Source organism: Ruegeria sp. HKCCD6604 (assembly GCF_013110635.1).
Classification (GTDB): domain Bacteria; phylum Pseudomonadota; class Alphaproteobacteria; order Rhodobacterales; family Rhodobacteraceae; genus Ruegeria.
The window spans coordinates 35,827-50,565 of record NZ_WVQW01000001.1 but is presented as its reverse complement, the minus strand read 5'-3'; the positions used below and the strand labels follow the sequence as shown (position 1 = coordinate 50,565).

Annotated in this window: 17 protein-coding genes; 7 read left to right on the top strand and 10 right to left on the bottom strand. The window is 58.6% G+C overall.

Annotated features, from left to right (window positions below; all coding sequences use genetic code 11):
- Position 1: 1 nt before the first annotated feature.
- The 6 genes from fdh3B to GS614_RS00230 all read left to right on the top strand — a co-directional run bounded on the left by fdh3B (position 2) and on the right by GS614_RS00230 (position 4,556).
- Positions 2-595, top strand: a complete 594-nt coding sequence (fdh3B, locus tag GS614_RS00250) for a formate dehydrogenase FDH3 subunit beta (RefSeq protein ID WP_010439472.1) — start codon at positions 2-4, stop codon at positions 593-595.
- Positions 596-706: 111 nt separating this feature from the next.
- Positions 707-1,057 carry a putative quinol monooxygenase gene (locus tag GS614_RS00245; protein ID WP_171168537.1) on the top strand — a complete coding sequence of 117 codons (351 nt, stop codon included), beginning with the start codon at positions 707-709 and terminating at the stop codon, positions 1,055-1,057.
- A gap of 27 nt (positions 1,058-1,084) precedes the next feature.
- Positions 1,085-2,281, top strand: coding sequence for a formate dehydrogenase subunit gamma (locus GS614_RS00240; protein ID WP_171168539.1), 1,197 nt, complete (start codon positions 1,085-1,087; stop codon positions 2,279-2,281).
- On the top strand, positions 2,282-3,544 hold the full coding sequence (locus GS614_RS00235; protein WP_171725236.1) for a c-type cytochrome: 1,263 nt from the start codon (positions 2,282-2,284) through the stop codon (positions 3,542-3,544).
- Positions 3,545-3,557: 13 nt separating this feature from the next.
- On the top strand, positions 3,558-3,683 hold the full coding sequence (locus GS614_RS22325; RefSeq protein WP_256367494.1) for a hypothetical protein: 126 nt from the start codon (positions 3,558-3,560) through the stop codon (positions 3,681-3,683).
- Entirely contained in the window at positions 3,684-4,556 is an 873-nt protein-coding gene (locus tag GS614_RS00230) for a helix-turn-helix transcriptional regulator (RefSeq protein WP_171725235.1), read from the top strand.
- Between the two features lie 49 nt (positions 4,557-4,605).
- Here GS614_RS00230 and GS614_RS00225 read toward each other — a convergent pair whose 3' ends face one another.
- The 10 genes from GS614_RS00225 to GS614_RS00180 all read right to left on the bottom strand — a co-directional run bounded on the left by GS614_RS00225 (position 4,606) and on the right by GS614_RS00180 (position 13,930).
- A complete protein-coding gene (locus GS614_RS00225; protein WP_171116389.1) occupies positions 4,606-5,421 on the bottom strand; it encodes a substrate-binding domain-containing protein in 816 nt (271 codons plus the stop codon).
- A gap of 22 nt (positions 5,422-5,443) precedes the next feature.
- Positions 5,444-6,178, bottom strand: a complete 735-nt coding sequence (locus GS614_RS00220; RefSeq protein ID WP_171116391.1) for an ATP-binding cassette domain-containing protein — start codon at positions 6,176-6,178, stop codon at positions 5,444-5,446.
- Complete coding sequence (locus tag GS614_RS00215) at positions 6,171-6,884, bottom strand: ABC transporter permease (RefSeq protein WP_152457703.1); 714 nt, start codon at positions 6,882-6,884, stop codon at positions 6,171-6,173. Before GS614_RS00215 ends, GS614_RS00220 begins: the two co-directional genes overlap by 8 nt.
- A gap of 157 nt (positions 6,885-7,041) precedes the next feature.
- Positions 7,042-8,031, bottom strand: coding sequence for an ABC transporter substrate-binding protein (locus tag GS614_RS00210; protein WP_152457702.1), 990 nt, complete (start codon positions 8,029-8,031; stop codon positions 7,042-7,044).
- A 59-nt stretch (positions 8,032-8,090) separates the two neighbouring features.
- Positions 8,091-8,936, bottom strand: a complete 846-nt coding sequence (locus tag GS614_RS00205) for an ABC transporter permease (RefSeq protein WP_171725234.1) — start codon at positions 8,934-8,936, stop codon at positions 8,091-8,093.
- Entirely contained in the window at positions 8,933-9,850 is a 918-nt protein-coding gene (locus tag GS614_RS00200; protein ID WP_171725233.1) for an ABC transporter permease, read from the bottom strand. Before GS614_RS00200 ends, GS614_RS00205 begins: the two co-directional genes overlap by 4 nt.
- Positions 9,847-10,290 (bottom strand): GNAT family N-acetyltransferase, encoded by a 444-nt coding sequence (locus tag GS614_RS00195; protein ID WP_253285271.1) that lies wholly within the window; start codon positions 10,288-10,290, stop codon positions 9,847-9,849. Before GS614_RS00195 ends, GS614_RS00200 begins: the two co-directional genes overlap by 4 nt.
- Positions 10,280-11,077: an ABC transporter ATP-binding protein gene (locus tag GS614_RS00190; protein WP_171725232.1), complete on the bottom strand. Its 798-nt coding sequence runs from the start codon at positions 11,075-11,077 to the stop codon at positions 10,280-10,282. The genes GS614_RS00195 and GS614_RS00190 overlap by 11 nt, the downstream gene beginning before the upstream one ends.
- A 55-nt stretch (positions 11,078-11,132) precedes the next feature.
- A complete protein-coding gene (gene hydA, locus GS614_RS00185) occupies positions 11,133-12,587 on the bottom strand; it encodes a dihydropyrimidinase (RefSeq protein WP_171725231.1) in 1,455 nt (484 codons plus the stop codon).
- Between the two features lie 92 nt (positions 12,588-12,679).
- On the bottom strand, positions 12,680-13,930 hold the full coding sequence (locus tag GS614_RS00180) for a Zn-dependent hydrolase (protein ID WP_171725230.1): 1,251 nt from the start codon (positions 13,928-13,930) through the stop codon (positions 12,680-12,682).
- Positions 13,931-14,102: 172 nt separating this feature from the next.
- On the opposite strand from GS614_RS00180, the gene GS614_RS00175 reads away from it, so the two are divergent.
- Positions 14,103-14,711 carry a TetR family transcriptional regulator C-terminal domain-containing protein gene (locus tag GS614_RS00175; RefSeq protein WP_171639665.1) on the top strand — a complete coding sequence of 203 codons (609 nt, stop codon included), beginning with the start codon at positions 14,103-14,105 and terminating at the stop codon, positions 14,709-14,711.
- Positions 14,712-14,739 lie beyond the last annotated feature (28 nt).

Genomic DNA, 14,739 nt, shown 5'->3' with positions numbered 1-14,739 from the left:
AATGGCTAGAGCAAAGTTTCTCTGCGACGCTGAACGCTGCATCGAGTGCAACGCCTGCGTAACCGCGTGTAAGAACGAACACGAGGTGCCGTGGGGCATCAACCGCCGCAGGGTGGTGACGATCAATGACGGCAACCCGGGCGAACGCTCGATCTCGGTCGCCTGTATGCATTGTTCGGATGCGCCCTGCATGGCGGTGTGCCCGGTCGACTGCTTCTATCAGAACGAAGAAGGGGTCGTCCTGCACTCCAAGGACCTGTGCATTGGCTGCGGCTATTGCTTCTATGCGTGCCCCTTCGGCGCGCCGCAATATCCACAGGCGGGTAACTTCGGATCGCGCGGCAAGATGGACAAATGTACCTTCTGCGCCGGCGGCCCCGAGGAAACGCACTCGACCGCAGAGTTCGCCAAATACGGTCGCAACCGGATCGCCGAGGGCAAGCTGCCCATCTGCGCCGAAATGTGTTCCACCAAGGCCCTGCTCGCCGGTGACGGCGACGTGGTTTCCGCAGTTTACCGTGAACGCGTCGTGGCGCGCGGTTTCGGCTCGGGCGCCTGGGGCTGGGGCACGGCCTACGACCAGAAGGACGGTTGAAATCCGGCTTTTGACAAAGCAGCCTCCCGCCCTTTGCGGGGGGCTTTTCAAGTGATGTGATCGGGGATCCGTTTCCTGCAACGTCACAGCAAACAAATTTGAGAGGCGCGCATGACCAATGATGTTTACTGGCTGCTGAAGCTTGACCTCGATCTGGATAAAAAGGATGAGTTCGAAGCGCTTATGGCAGAAATGGTCACGGCCACGCAGCAGGAGACCGGCGCCAGAAGCTATGAATGGCACATGACCGGTTCGGCTGTTCATATCTATGAACGCTACGCCAGTTCCGAAGATGCCATGATACATATGCAGAATTTCGGTGCCAGTTTTGCTGAACGGTTTCTGGCCCTTCTGACGCCAGTAGGGTTGGACGTGTATGGTCCGGCCAAGGATGATCTTCGCGAAGCGCTCGCACCGGTCGGCGCCGTCTTTCACCAGCAAATTGGCGGGTTTGACCGCTGATATGAAATTGCACAGGAGGATACCCCTATGCGTCTGATCCAGTATCTGCTGGTTTCGATTTTTCTGACCGGAGCCGCATGGGCGCAAGAGACCTCTGAACCCACGGCAGATGAGCGCACCTCGACCGGCGGAGCGACAACGCTGGAAGACATTCTCGCCCGGCAGCGTGGTGAAACCGTCGACAACAGCTATCGTTCCGAGAACACTGGTCAGGGCAATGCCGAGGGGTTGCTGGGGCAGCTTGGCACGCGTGGTGTGGCCTCGGACAGTGACGTGTATCGCGCTTTGCGCTATGGCTCGGCTGATGTGACGGTGTCTTCTCATGGTCCGGCAGACAGCGTGCTGATTCAGGATGGCGGCATGTGGTGGCTGACCTTCCGCACCGGACCGCTGCGCGAATACGGCACCTATATCGTTGCCGGGATGCTGGGCATCATCCTGTTATTTTTCCTGATCCGAGGCAAAATTCGCATCGATGGTGAGAAAACCGGCCGCACGGTCACGCGTTTCAACGGATTCGAGCGGTTCGGCCATTGGCTGTTTGCCGGGTCGTTCCTGATCCTTGGCGTCACGGGCCTGCTGACGCTTTATGGGCGCGACTTCCTGATCCCGGTTTTCGGGAAAGAGGGCTTTGCGGCCCTCGCACAGGGCTGCAAGTGGTTGCACAACAATCTGGCTTGGGCCTTCATGCTGGGCCTGATCATCGTCACGGTAAACTGGATTGCCCATAACATCCCCAACCGCGTCGATCTGAAATGGCTGGCCGCAGGTGGCGGGTTGTTCACCAAGAACAGCCACCCACCGGCAAAGAAGTTCAACGCGGGACAAAAGATCATATTCTGGGCCTGCATCCTGCTGGGCGTCTCCATCAGCCTGTCGGGTCTGTCGCTGTTGTTCCCATTCGAGATGCCCTTGTTTGCCAAAACCTTCCAGATCGCCAATGCGACCGGTATTCCACAAATGATGGGCTTGAACCTGCCGGAGCAGATGTCGCCGCAGGAAGAAATGCAATATGCCCAAGTCTGGCACGTGATGGTTGCTTATGTGTTCATTGCGATCATCGTGGCGCATATCTATCTCGGCTCCGTTGGAATGGAGGGCGCCTTTGACGCCATGGGCACCGGCGAGGTCGAAGAACAATGGGCCCGTGAACACCACTCTTTGTGGCTGGAGGAAGTTCAGGAAAAAGAGGCTGGCAAGACCGCCACCTCGCCTGCTGAATAGATGCGGGGGCTGGTTCTGGCCCTGGCGCTGATCCCTCTGCCCGCCTTGGCCGAATTCTTCACGCTCAAGGGACACGGCGGCCCAATCATGGGAATCGCCACAGCCCCGGACGGGCGGATCGCAACAGCCAGTTTCGACAATTCCGTCGGGCTCTGGGCTGATCGGACCCCCGAATGGCTGGAAGGTCACGAAGCCGCCGTGAACGCCGTTGCCTTCAATGGCACGGCCATCTATTCCGCCGGAGATGACTTCACTCTGCGCAAGTGGCCCGGTGGTGACGTGATTGGGCGACATCAGGGCAAGATCGTGGGTCTGGCAGCGTCCAAGACCCACGTCGCAACCGCCAGTTGGGACGGAACGATTGGGGTTTGGCCCGTGAACGGAACTGCCCCCACAACTCTTGGGCCGACCGGAAGCGGTGTGAACGCCGTGGTGTTTTCTTCTGACGGCACACGGCTTTATTCAGCGGGCATCGATGGATCGCTGCGCATTTGGGACGTAAGGAGTGGACAAGAGATCACCCGGCTCATCGAACACGGGTTCGGCATCAACGAACTGGTCCTGAATGAACAGGATAACTGGATCGCTTACGGTGCTGTTGATGGAGTGACCCGAATACTGGACCTTTCCACCGGTGAAGAACGCGATTTCACTCTGGATCGTCGCCCGATCCTTGCCATGGCGCTCAGCCCGGATCGTCGGTTTCTGGCCGTGGGCGATGGTGAAGGCTATATCATGGTCATCGATACCTCGGACTGGCGCATCGCGCAGGACTTTCGCGCAACGTTGCGGGGGCCAGTCTGGGCCCTGGCCTTTTCGGTCGATGGTGAAAACATCCATGCGGGCGGAATTGACGAGGCCATGTACAGTTGGCCAGTCACCACCTTGTCCGACCGGCAACAGATGGCTTCTGCCGAGCCGAGTTTTCTGCAAAACCCCGACGAGATGGACAATGGTGAGCGTCAGTTCGCGCGGAAATGCTCGATCTGTCACAGCCTGACACCCGACAGCCAACGCCGCGCAGGTCCCTCCTTGCACGGGGTTTTCGGCAGACGCGCGGGCACGTTACCGGGATATTTGTACTCGGATACGCTGCAAGGCTCTGATATCATTTGGAATGACGAAACAATAAATGCTCTTTTCGACGAAGGGCCTGACCATTACATTCCAGGGTCCAAGATGCCGATGCAGCGAATTACACAAGCTCAGGATCGTCAGGATCTTATTGCTTTTCTGCGCCGCGCAACAAGCGCCCGGAACTGAACTGGAGGAGACCATGAAAGCCTTTCTTGCCGCGGTCGCCGCAATGGTCGTCATTGCCGTGGCAGCCCCTGCCGTGCTGGATCGGATCGGGTTCACCGCCGCCGATGCCACGTCCGGCTCTGCCGTGCGCCTCGACTGAATGTCGCACTACCTGACCACCCGCGAACTGGCAGATCTGCTGCGCATCGGCGAGCGCAAAGCCTATGATCTTGCCGCCTCGGGCGAGGTGCCCTGTGTACGCGCCATGGGCAAGCTGCTGTTCCCGCGGGCCGAAATCATTGCCTGGCTCAACGCGTCGCGATCCGGTCCGCAGGTCGCCGAACCGCCCCTGCCACAGATTGTTGCCGGCAGCCACGATCCCCTGCTGGATTGGGCGCTGCGTGAAAGCGGATCGGGGCTTGCCACCTATTACGACGGCTCCTTTGACGGGCTGACACGGCTGAGCGAACGCAGCGCACAGGCGGCTGTGTTGCACATCCACGAAGACGGAGGGTTCAACGAAAAATCCCTGCGAGACGCCTTGGGCGAAGGGCCGGTGGTGCTGTACGAAGTCGCCCGGCGCAAGCGGGGGCTCCTTCTTGCCCCGGGCATATCGGATATCAAAACGTTCAAGGATCTCAAATCGCGCCGCGTGATCATGCGTCAGGACAGTGCGGCCAGCCAACACCTCTTCGATAGCCAGCTGGAAGCCCATGGCATGAGCCGAGACGATCTGGACGTAACCCCCGGCTGCGCGCGCACCGAAGAAGAACTGGCCATCGCCCTTCACGGCGAAAAGGCCGAGGCCGGCTTCGGGCTGGGTGCTTTGGCAGGGCTTTACAACCTGGGTTTCGTCCCCACCCATTCCGAAAGGCTGGATCTGGCGGTTTGGCGCAGGTCATATTTTGATCCGCCAATGCAAAAACTGATAACTCTGCTGCGCTCGGATCAATTTGCCCAAAGGGCCCGTGAATTCGGTGGCTACGACCTGTCGGGCCTGGGCACGATACACCACAACGGTGCCAGCGGATGACCCCTCGCCCGCCTTTTACCTTGTCAGGATACGCCCGTCACAGGCCGGCTTAGTCGGCGTTCGGAAAGAACACCTGCTGCCCGTCTAGCCTGAACGACGCAATCGCCTCCTGCCCGTCCGGCCCCGTCAGCCAGTCGATGAAACGCTGGCCGGCCGTCGCCCGCACATGCGCGTGCTTGTCAGGGTTTACAAGAATCACGCCGTATTGATTGAACAGGCGTGGATCCCCTTCGACCAATACCTCAAGATTTCCCCGGTTCCCAAACGACAGCCAAGTGGCCCGATCCGTCAGCGTATAGGCATCCATTCCACTGGCCACGTTCAGCGTCGCGCCCATACCAGATCCGGTCTCGCGATACCACGCACCCGAAGCCTCGGCAGGGTCCAGCCCGGCTGCGGACCAATAGCCCAGTTCAGCCTTGTGTGTTCCGCTGTCGTCACCGCGTGATGCAAACGGCGCTTCGGCCTCGGCGATTTTCGACAGCGCGGCCAACACATCGGTGCCGCCGCGAATTCCGGCAGGGTCAGACTTGGGGCCGACCAGAACGAAATCATTGTACATCAGATTCTTCCGTTCTACGCCCCAACCGTCAGCAACAAATTTCTCCTCGGCCGGTTTGGAGTGAACCAAAAGAACATCCCCGTCCCCGTTGATGGCGTTGCGAATGGCCTGACCGGTTCCAACCGCCACGACACGGACATCGATACCTGAATCGGCTTCGAACCACGGCAGAATGTATTCCAACAGTCCCGAGTTCTGTGTGGACGTGGTCGACTGCACCACAATAAACGGCTCTTCCGCCGAAACCGCGCTGGTCAACAGGCCCAAAGCCACCGCTGCTGCCCGAATTGCTTTTCGGAACATCACTCTCTCCGCTTTCTCTGTTTCAGGTAACCAATCCGCCCGCCAAATAGCGGCGCGACGCATCGCTTTCGGGTGAATTCAAAACCTGTTTTGCCACACCATGTTCCACGACGTGCCCGCCCTGCATCATGACCACGTCCGAGGCCAAACGACGTGCCTGACCGATATCATGCGTCACCATCACGATCCGCACGGCCCGAGCCGATGCCCGCAATATCATTCGTTCGATCATCTGGGTCGCGCTTGGATCCAGCGCGCTGGTGGGCTCGTCCAGAAACAAGGTCTCGGGGTCCAGCGCCAGCGCACGGAGAATCGCCAATCGCTGCGCCTCTCCCCCGGACAATGACCGCGCGGGTTGTCTGGCCTTGCCGTCCAGCCCGCCTTCGGCCAGCAATTCGGCGATACGGGCCTTACGGGCCCTTCGCCCCATGCCTTGACGCTTGAGAACGAAGTCAAGGTTTGCCGCAACTGATCGACGCAGCAGAACCGGTTTCTGAAACACCATCGCCTGGCGGGCTTTCTGTGCCGCGCCCAGCGGTTTTCCATCCTGGACGACCTGCCCCCGATCCGGCGTGATCAAACCGTGCAGGCAGCGCAGCAACAGGCTTTTGCCTGCACCGTTGGGGCCAAGAATCAAGGTTGGCCCCGGCCCATCCAGAACCAATGACGAGACGTCCAACAACGCCTTGCCGTTACTTCGGATTTGCAGGTTCTCGACTTTCAGGCAATTCACCGCGTCGCAGAACAGGTCACGCATGACGTACCCCTTCCCGTTCGGCCCGCAGGCTGACCGCGCTGACCATCGCGTTCACGGCCACCGCGATCCCAATCAGGATTGCCCCCAGCGCCAGAGCCAGCGCCAGATTTCCCTTCGACGTCTCCAACGCGATCGTCGTCGTCATCACGCGCGTTACATGATTGATGTTGCCGCCCACGATGATCACGGCGCCGACCTCGGCAATGGCGCGCCCAAACCCCGCAAGCAAGGCCGTAACCAGTGCCAGCCGCGCATCCCAGAGAAGCACGGGAACCGATGCCAGCCGCGACACGCCCAGTGATCGCAGCTGTTCAGAATATTCCTCGGCCAGCATTTCGACCACCTGCCTGGTCAATGCCGCGATAATGGGAGTGACCAACACGACCTGCGCAATGATCATGGCCGTCGGGGTATACAAAAGCTCTAGCACACCCAACGGGCCGGAACGGGACAGCATCAGATAGACCAGCAGCCCCACGACCACGGGCGGGAACCCCATCAGGGCATTCATCAGAACGATCAGCATCCGCCGCCCCGGAAACCTGGCCACAGCCAGGGCGGCACCGACGGGCATGCCGATCAGGGCAGAAATCAGAACCGCAAACACGGATACTTTTAGGGACAACAGCACAATCGCCCAAAGCTCTGAGTCTCCCTCAAAGATCAGCGCGATGGCAGAGCTGAATTCTGATGCAAATCCCTGCATTTTATCCCATTAAATTCACATTTCGTATGAAATGCGTTCGTTTACAGGTAAATACTACTCTGATTTCAGGTCGAGTACAGACACTTATCCGGCATTTAGAATGAAAAACGCGGCCCCGCTTGGGACCGCGCTTCAATTCCCCAAGGAAAGGCTGAGATCAATTCAGTGCAGCATCGGTGATCTGATGTGTCCAGGCCCCTTCGGGCTTTTTGGTAATAACCGGATCAGACCCGCCTGCCAGCAATGTATTGACGGTGCGGTCGAAATCAGCCGGGTCCAGCGCGCCGTTCGACCCTGCGGTCAACTTGGCGATCTCACCCATCATACGCTTTTGGTGTTCTTCCGTCTGGGCACCGGTTGCATCGTTTTCCAGAACGATTTCCGCCGCTTCGTCCGGGTTCTCCTCGGCGTATTTCCAGCCCTTCATCGACGCGCGCACGAACCGCTCCATCTTGTCGGCGAAGGCCGCATCGCTCAGGTTCTCTTCCAGCACATAAAGACCGTCTTCCAGCGTTGCCACGCCCTGGTCTTCGTATTTGAAGGTCACCAGCTCATCCGGGCTGACACCGGCATCGATGACCTGCCAGTATTCATTGTAGGTCATGGTGCTGATGCAATCCGCCTGACGCTGAAGCAACGGGTCGACGTTGAAGCCCTGCTTCAGAACTTCCACTCCGTTTTCGCTTTTGCCATCGGTGCTGATGCCCAACTGGCTCATCCAGCTCATGAAGGGAAACTCGTTGCCAAAGAACCAGACACCCAGCGTGCGGTTCTTGAGGTCTTCGGGCGACGAGATCCCGGCGTCTTTCCAGCAGGTCAGCATCATACCCGAGCTTTTGAAAGGTTGCGCGATGTTCACCAACGGCAGCCCTTTTTCACGGGCAGCAAGCGCGGCAGGCATCCATTCGACGGTCACATCGGCGCCACCCCCTGCAATCACTTGCGTCGGAGCGATGTCAGGCCCGCCGGGCAGAATGGTGACGTCCAGCCCCTCTTCTTCGTAAAAGCCCTTGTCCTTGGCAACATAATAACCCGCGAACTGTGCTTGCGTGACCCATTTCAGTTGCAATGTCACCTCATCCGCCGCCAGCGCCGCACTGGCTGCGAGGCTAAAGGCGGCAACCGCCCCGCTGAGTAGCTTGTTCATCTTCATTTCTCCTAGTTGCTTGTTGTGCCCCAATTTCGGGGTCTGTTGATTTCTTTGTTTTATCCGCGCTGTGACGGGTGCCAGAAGGTCACCACTTTTTCGATCCCCGCCACCAGCCCATAAAAGGCCGTGCCGGCCAGTGCCGCAACAACGATTTCAGCCCAGACCATGTCCAGCGACAATTGCCCGACACTGGTAGAGATCCGGAACCCCATACCAAGTGTCGGTGAACCGAAGAACTCGGCCACGATAGCGCCGATCAGTGCCAAAGTGGTGGAAATCTTCAACCCGTTGAAAATGAAGGGCATCGCTGCGGGCAAACGCAGTTTCACGAAGCTCTGCCAATAGGTTGCGGCATAGGTCTCCATCAGATCGCGCTGCATCGAGGTGGCTTCCCGCAAGCCCGCCACGGTGTTGACGAGCATCGGAAAGAACACCATCACAACCACCACCGCCGCCTTGGAGTGCCAGTCGAACCCAAACCACATCACCAGAATGGGGGCGGTTCCCACAATCGGCAGGGCGGCCACGAAATTCCCGACCGGCAACAGGCCCAGACGCAGGAAATCCCAGCGATCCACCGCAATCGCCATCAGAAAGGCCGCGATGCACCCGATGACATAGCCGCTGAACGCGCCCTTGATGATGGTCTGCACAAAGTCAGCCCACAGGATCGGAAGGCTGTCCGCAAATCGCACCGCAATGACCGATGGCGCTGGCAGGATAACCAGAGGAACCTCAAGCCCGCGCACCAGAAGCTCCCAGATCCCGATGACCGTCAGGCCAAAGATCAGCGGGGCCAGAAATCGCACCATTCGGGTGTCAGCATAAGGCCCGCTGGCCAACCGGCTGTTCAACCACCAGCCCAAAAGCCAAAGCAGGACAGCATACAAAACCAGTATCATTGCGCCACCCCCATCCGTTTCAATACGGCCCGTTCAATCAGCCCCAGCAACCCGACCAGGCACGCCGCCAGAATGGCAGCCGCGAACAGAGCCGACCAGATCTGTACCGTCTGACCGTAATAGCTGCCGGCAAGCAATCGCGCGCCCAGACCGGCAACAGCCCCAGTCGGAAGCTCACCAACAATGGCGCCGACCAGCGACGCAGCGATCCCGATTTTCAGCGAGGTGAACAGATACGGCATGGATGCCGGCAGGCGCAGCTTCCAAAAGCCTTGAGACCGGCTGGCGTTATACGTCCGCAGCAAGTCCAGCTGCATCGCATCGGGGCTGCGCAGGCCCTTGACCATGCCGACGACAACCGGAAAGAAACTCAGATAGGCCGATATGATCGCCTTGGGAATGATGCCCTGGATACCGACGGAATACAGCACCACAATGATCATCGGCGCCAGCGCGATGATCGGAATGGTTTGACTGACAATGGCCCATGGCATGACCGACAGGTCCATCACGCGGCTATGCACGATACCCACGGCCAGAAGAATGCCTAGGCCGGTGCCAATCGCAAATCCCAGCATCGTCGCACTGAGCGTGACCCAGCCATGATAGATCAGCGACCGTTTCGAAGTGATCTTTTTCTGGACCGTCGTTTCCCACATTTCCACAGCGACCTGATGCGGGGCCGGTAATCGAGGCCTGTCCTGTTCCCACGTGGCCGGGATGGCGAATGAGTTGTTCAAAACAAGACCAACCTCGGACATGTCCCGCCGGTCCTTGGCGGATGGCGGCTGCACGACGGCCCCTGCGCGTTCCTGTTCGGTCAACACGCCCTTTATGTTCATCGGAATACAGGCCACGTACCAGAACAGAACAATTGCGGCGATGACTGTGAATACGGCGATGACCTGCTTCATGCACGCCACTCCATCCGATAGACGGGCACGGTATCCGGCGGCACAGGGGGTTCCTCGGCCGTCACTTCAAACCCTTCACGGCGATAAAAACGTTGCGCCGCCGTATTGGGCCGGTGCGTCGTCAGCCAGAGAAAATTTCGGCCCTCTTTTGCTTTGTCGACAAGGCGCTTGCCGATACCCTGCCCCGTCCGGCTGCAATACAGCGCGCCGATTTTATTCTGTGCCGGGTCCACTGACATGTAGCAATCGACCGGATCACCTGCGACCCACATTTCGCGGTTGTCGAATGCGTCGCTGATCAGTTTCGCCAGTTCATCGACCGGCAGTTCGTCGGGCATCCAGCTTGTTTGCGTGGCCCAGTCATGAACAACCCTGGCGCAGGCTGACACATCGTCTGGCGCCGCGCGCCGGATCTTATCCGCATTCAACTCAGCCGTCATTGGAATGCCCACCCCGCAAACCTTCGCGCACACGGTGCGCGACCTCGATGAATTCCGGGGTGTCGCGAATGTCCAGCGGCCGTTCCTTGGGCAGCGGGCTGTCAATCACATCGGCGATCCGCCCGGGCCGTGGGCTCATCACCACGATCTTTGTGCTCAGATAAACCGCCTCGGGAATGGAATGCGTCACAAATCCGATCGTCTTTTCCGTACGCGCCCAAAGCTCAAGAAGCTGCTCGTTCAGATGGTCCCGCACGATCTCATCCAGCGCCCCAAACGGCTCGTCCATCAGCAGGATATCCGCGTCGAACGCAAGGGCCCGAGCAATACTGGCCCTCTGCTGCATCCCACCGGACAACTGCCAGGGAAACTTGCCGCCAAACCCTTCCAAATCAACTAGTTCCAGGACTTTTCTCACCCGTTCATTCTGTTCGGCAGCAGGGTATCCCATGATCTCAAGAGGCAGTTTTATGTTCTTTGCTATGGTGCGCCAGGGATATAGGCCCGCCGCCTGAAAGACATACCCGTACGCCCGTTTTCGACGCGCCTCATCAGGCGTCATGCCATTGACGGTCAGCGTCCCGCCCGTGGGAGTCTCAAGGGCTGCAATACAGCGCAGAAAGGTGGTTTTGCCACAGCCGGACGGCCCGATGAAACTGACGAAATCGCCCTTGTCGATAGTCAGGTTCACGTCTTTAAGCGCGTGTACTGGCCCATCATTGGTCTGGAATGTCAGGTCCAGCTGCCTTGCCTCGATGACGGGCTGGGTCGTGCTTTCAGTGTTCATTTTACTGCCTTGAAAAGAGTGGTGTCAGGGCCGCCAGCAAAGCGGCCCCAACTGATCAAACACCGGTCGCCGGAATTCCTGTCCGCTCGACGGGTCTTGGGGCGGTCAGCTCTTTCCAGGTACTCAGCGCCTTGTTGACGGTGGTGTTCGCCTCACGCGCGACAAAGTCCCCATGACCTTCCTGCGTCCGGATTTCACCGTCATGCACCGCCACCTGACCCCGCGTCAGAGTAAAGCGCGGCAGACCTTTGACCTCTTTGCCCTCGAACACATTGTAGTCGATCGAAGATTGCTGCGACGCGGCGCTGATTGTCTTGCTTTTCTCAGGATCCCAGACAACAAGATCAGCATCCGCCCCGACCAGAACCGCACCCTTTTTAGGATAGCAATTCAATATCTTGGCAATGTTTGTTGAAGTGACAGCCACGAATTCGTTCGGTGTCAGACGCCCAGTGTTGACCCCATGTGTCCACAGCATCGGCATCCGGTCTTCCAGCCCGCCGGTGCCATTCGGGATCTTGGTGAAATCCCCGACGCCAAAGCGTTTCTGTTCGGTTGTAAAGGCGCAATGATCGGTTGCAACCACGCTCAGCGTTCCCGATTGCAGGCCATTCCACAGGCTGTCCTGATGCTGTTTGTTGCGGAACGGAGGGCTCATGACCCGTCGCGCCGCGTGGTCCCAATCCTGATTGAAATATTCACTTTCGTCCAATGTCAGGTGCTGGATCAGGGGTTCTCCCCACACCCGTTTACCCTGCATTTTTGCCCGACGGATGGCTTCATGCGCCTCTTCACACGAGGTGTGTACAACATACAGCGGGACACCCGCCATGTCCGCGATCATGATCGCCCGGTTGGTGGCTTCGCCTTCCACCTGCGGCGGGCGCGAATACGCATGTGCCTCGGGGCCGGTATTGCCTTCGGCAAGCAGCTTGGCACTCAGCTCTGCCACCACATCCCCATTCTCGGCATGCACCAGGGCGGTACCGCCAAGCTCGGAAAGACGCTTGAACGAGGCGAACAGCTCATCATCATTCACCATCAGCGCGCCCTTGTAGGCCATGAAATGCTTGAAGGTGTTGATACCGCGCGTCTCGATCACGGTTTTGATGTCGTCGAACACCTGTTCCCCCCACCAGGTCACCGCCATGTGGAACGAATAGTCACAATTGGCCCGTGTCGACTTGTTGTCCCAACGTTTAAGCGCATCCAGCAGGCTTTCACCCGGATTGGGAAGTGCAAAATCGACAACCATGGTGGTGCCACCCGCCAGGGCCGCCCGCGTCCCGCTTTCAAAGTCATCACTGGAATAGGTGCCCATGAACGGCATTTCGAGATGGGTATGAGGATCAATCCCGCCCGGCATCACAAAACAGCCGGTTGCGTCCAGTTCCTTGTCCCCCTTCAGGTTCATGCCGATTTCGGTGATCAACCCACCCTCCACCAACACATCCGCCTTGTAAGTCAAATCCGCGGTGACAACGGTTCCGTTTTTGATGACAGTACTCATTTTGAACTCCCTGATGCGGTCTGCGCCGCTTGCTTCATCTGGCCAAAAATATCCCGGGGGAGTCGCCCTTAGGGCGACGGGGGCAGCGCCCCCTATTCCACGATTTCGGCAGTCTCGACCACGGCATGCAGCAGAACATCCGCCCCGGCTGCGGCCCATTCCTTGCTGATTTCTTCGGCTTCATTGTGGCTCAGCCCGTCAACACAGGGGCACATGATCATCGCGGTCGGCGCAACCCGGTTGATCCAGCAGGCATCATGCCCCGCGCCCGAGATGATATCAGTGTGCGAATAGCCCAGCCGTTCGGCTGCGTTTCGCACGGCCGATACGCAAGCATCGTCAAATTTCACCGGATCGAACCCGCCGACTTTCTCGAATTCGATCTGAAGACCCATCTCGTCAACGATGTCCTCGGCAGCCACCCGCAGGCGGTTTTCCATGTCGGTGATCACCTCCAGCTCGGGCGAGCGGAAATCGACCGTAAACACCACCTTGCCCGGGATCACATTGCGTGAGTTCGGGTAGACATCGATATGCCCCGCCGCGCCCACCGCATGCGGAGCATGAGACCATGCGATCTCGTCGACTTTCTCCAGGATCCGCGCCATGGCCAGCCCGGCATTCTTGCGCATCGGCATCGGTGTCGATCCGGTATGCGCGTCCTTGCCCGTTACCGTGATCTGCGTCCAGCTCAGCCCCTGACCATGGGTGACGACGCCGATATCCTTGCCTTCAGCTTCAAGGATCGGGCCCTGTTCGATATGCAGTTCAAAGAACGCGTGCATCTTGCGGGCGCCCACCTCTTCATCACCACGCCAGCCGATCCGGTTCAGCTCATCCCCGTACTTTTTGCCCTCAGCATCTTCGCGGTTGTATGCCCAGTCTTGCGTGTGCATCCCGGCAAATACGCCCGAAGACAGCATCGCCGGCGCGTAACGCGTGCCTTCTTCGTTTGTCCAGTTGGTGGCGACGATCGGATGTTTCGTCTTGATCCCCAGGTCGTTCAGCGTCCGGATCAGTTCCAGCCCTCCCAGGACACCCAGCACGCCGTCAAACTTACCGCCTGTCGGCTGCGTATCCAGATGCGATCCCACGTAAACCGGCAGCGCGTCCGGGTCAGTGCCTTCGCGGCGGGCAAACATGTTGCCCATCTGGTCAAGCCCCATGGTGCACCCTGCTTCCTCGCACCATTTCTGGAACAAGGCGCGGCCTTCCGCGTCCTCATCCGTCAAGGTCTGGCGATTGTTGCCACCAGCGACACCCGGGCCGATCTTGGCCATCTCCATCAGGCTGTCCCACAACCTGTCGCCATTGATCCTGAGATTCTGCGCCGGAGCTGCCATGTTCATCTTCCCTGTTTGCTGGCGAGTTGGCTCGCTTTTGATGTCTTGATTTGACCATATGGTCAAACTCACGCTATCACGGGTTCGGTATCAGTCAAGAATTTGCGCGGTTCAGCTGAAATTTCCAGTACGTCCCGCACCTGTTCGACGAAAAAAGAGACACGCTGAAAACATGCCAAAAGACCGCGCACCGACCCGTATTCAGAAAAAGAACCGCGCCGCGATTCTAGAAGCCGCCCTGAACGTGTTTTCAGCCCACGGGTTTCGCGGCGCAACCGTAGACCAGATCGCGGCAGAAGCAGGTCTGAGCAAGCCGAACCTGCTGTACTATTTCCCATCAAAAGAAGCGATCCATACTGAATTGCTGTCCGGCCTGCTGGATACCTGGCTGGCTCCGCTGCATGATCTGGACGCCGACGGCGATCCGATGGAGGAAATCCTGGCATACATTCGGCGCAAGTTGCAGATGAGTCAGGAGCTACCACGGGAAAGCCGCCTTTTTGCCAACGAGCTTGTGCAGGGCGCGCCGCGTATTCACGATGCATTGTCCAATGATCTCAAGACACTGGTCGACGAAAAGGTCACGATCCTTACCGGCTGGATGGATCAAGGAAAAATCGCGCGGGTGCACCCCTACCACCTGGTGTTTTCGATCTGGGCCTTGACGCAGCACTATGCGGATTTCGATGTTCAGGTTCGTGCAATTCTGGGCAACGAAGATCCGTTCGAGGGCGCAGAAACCTTTGTTGACACGTTGTACCGCAAACTTCTGAGCCCCTGAAAAAAGGGGCCGAAAAAACGGCCCCTTG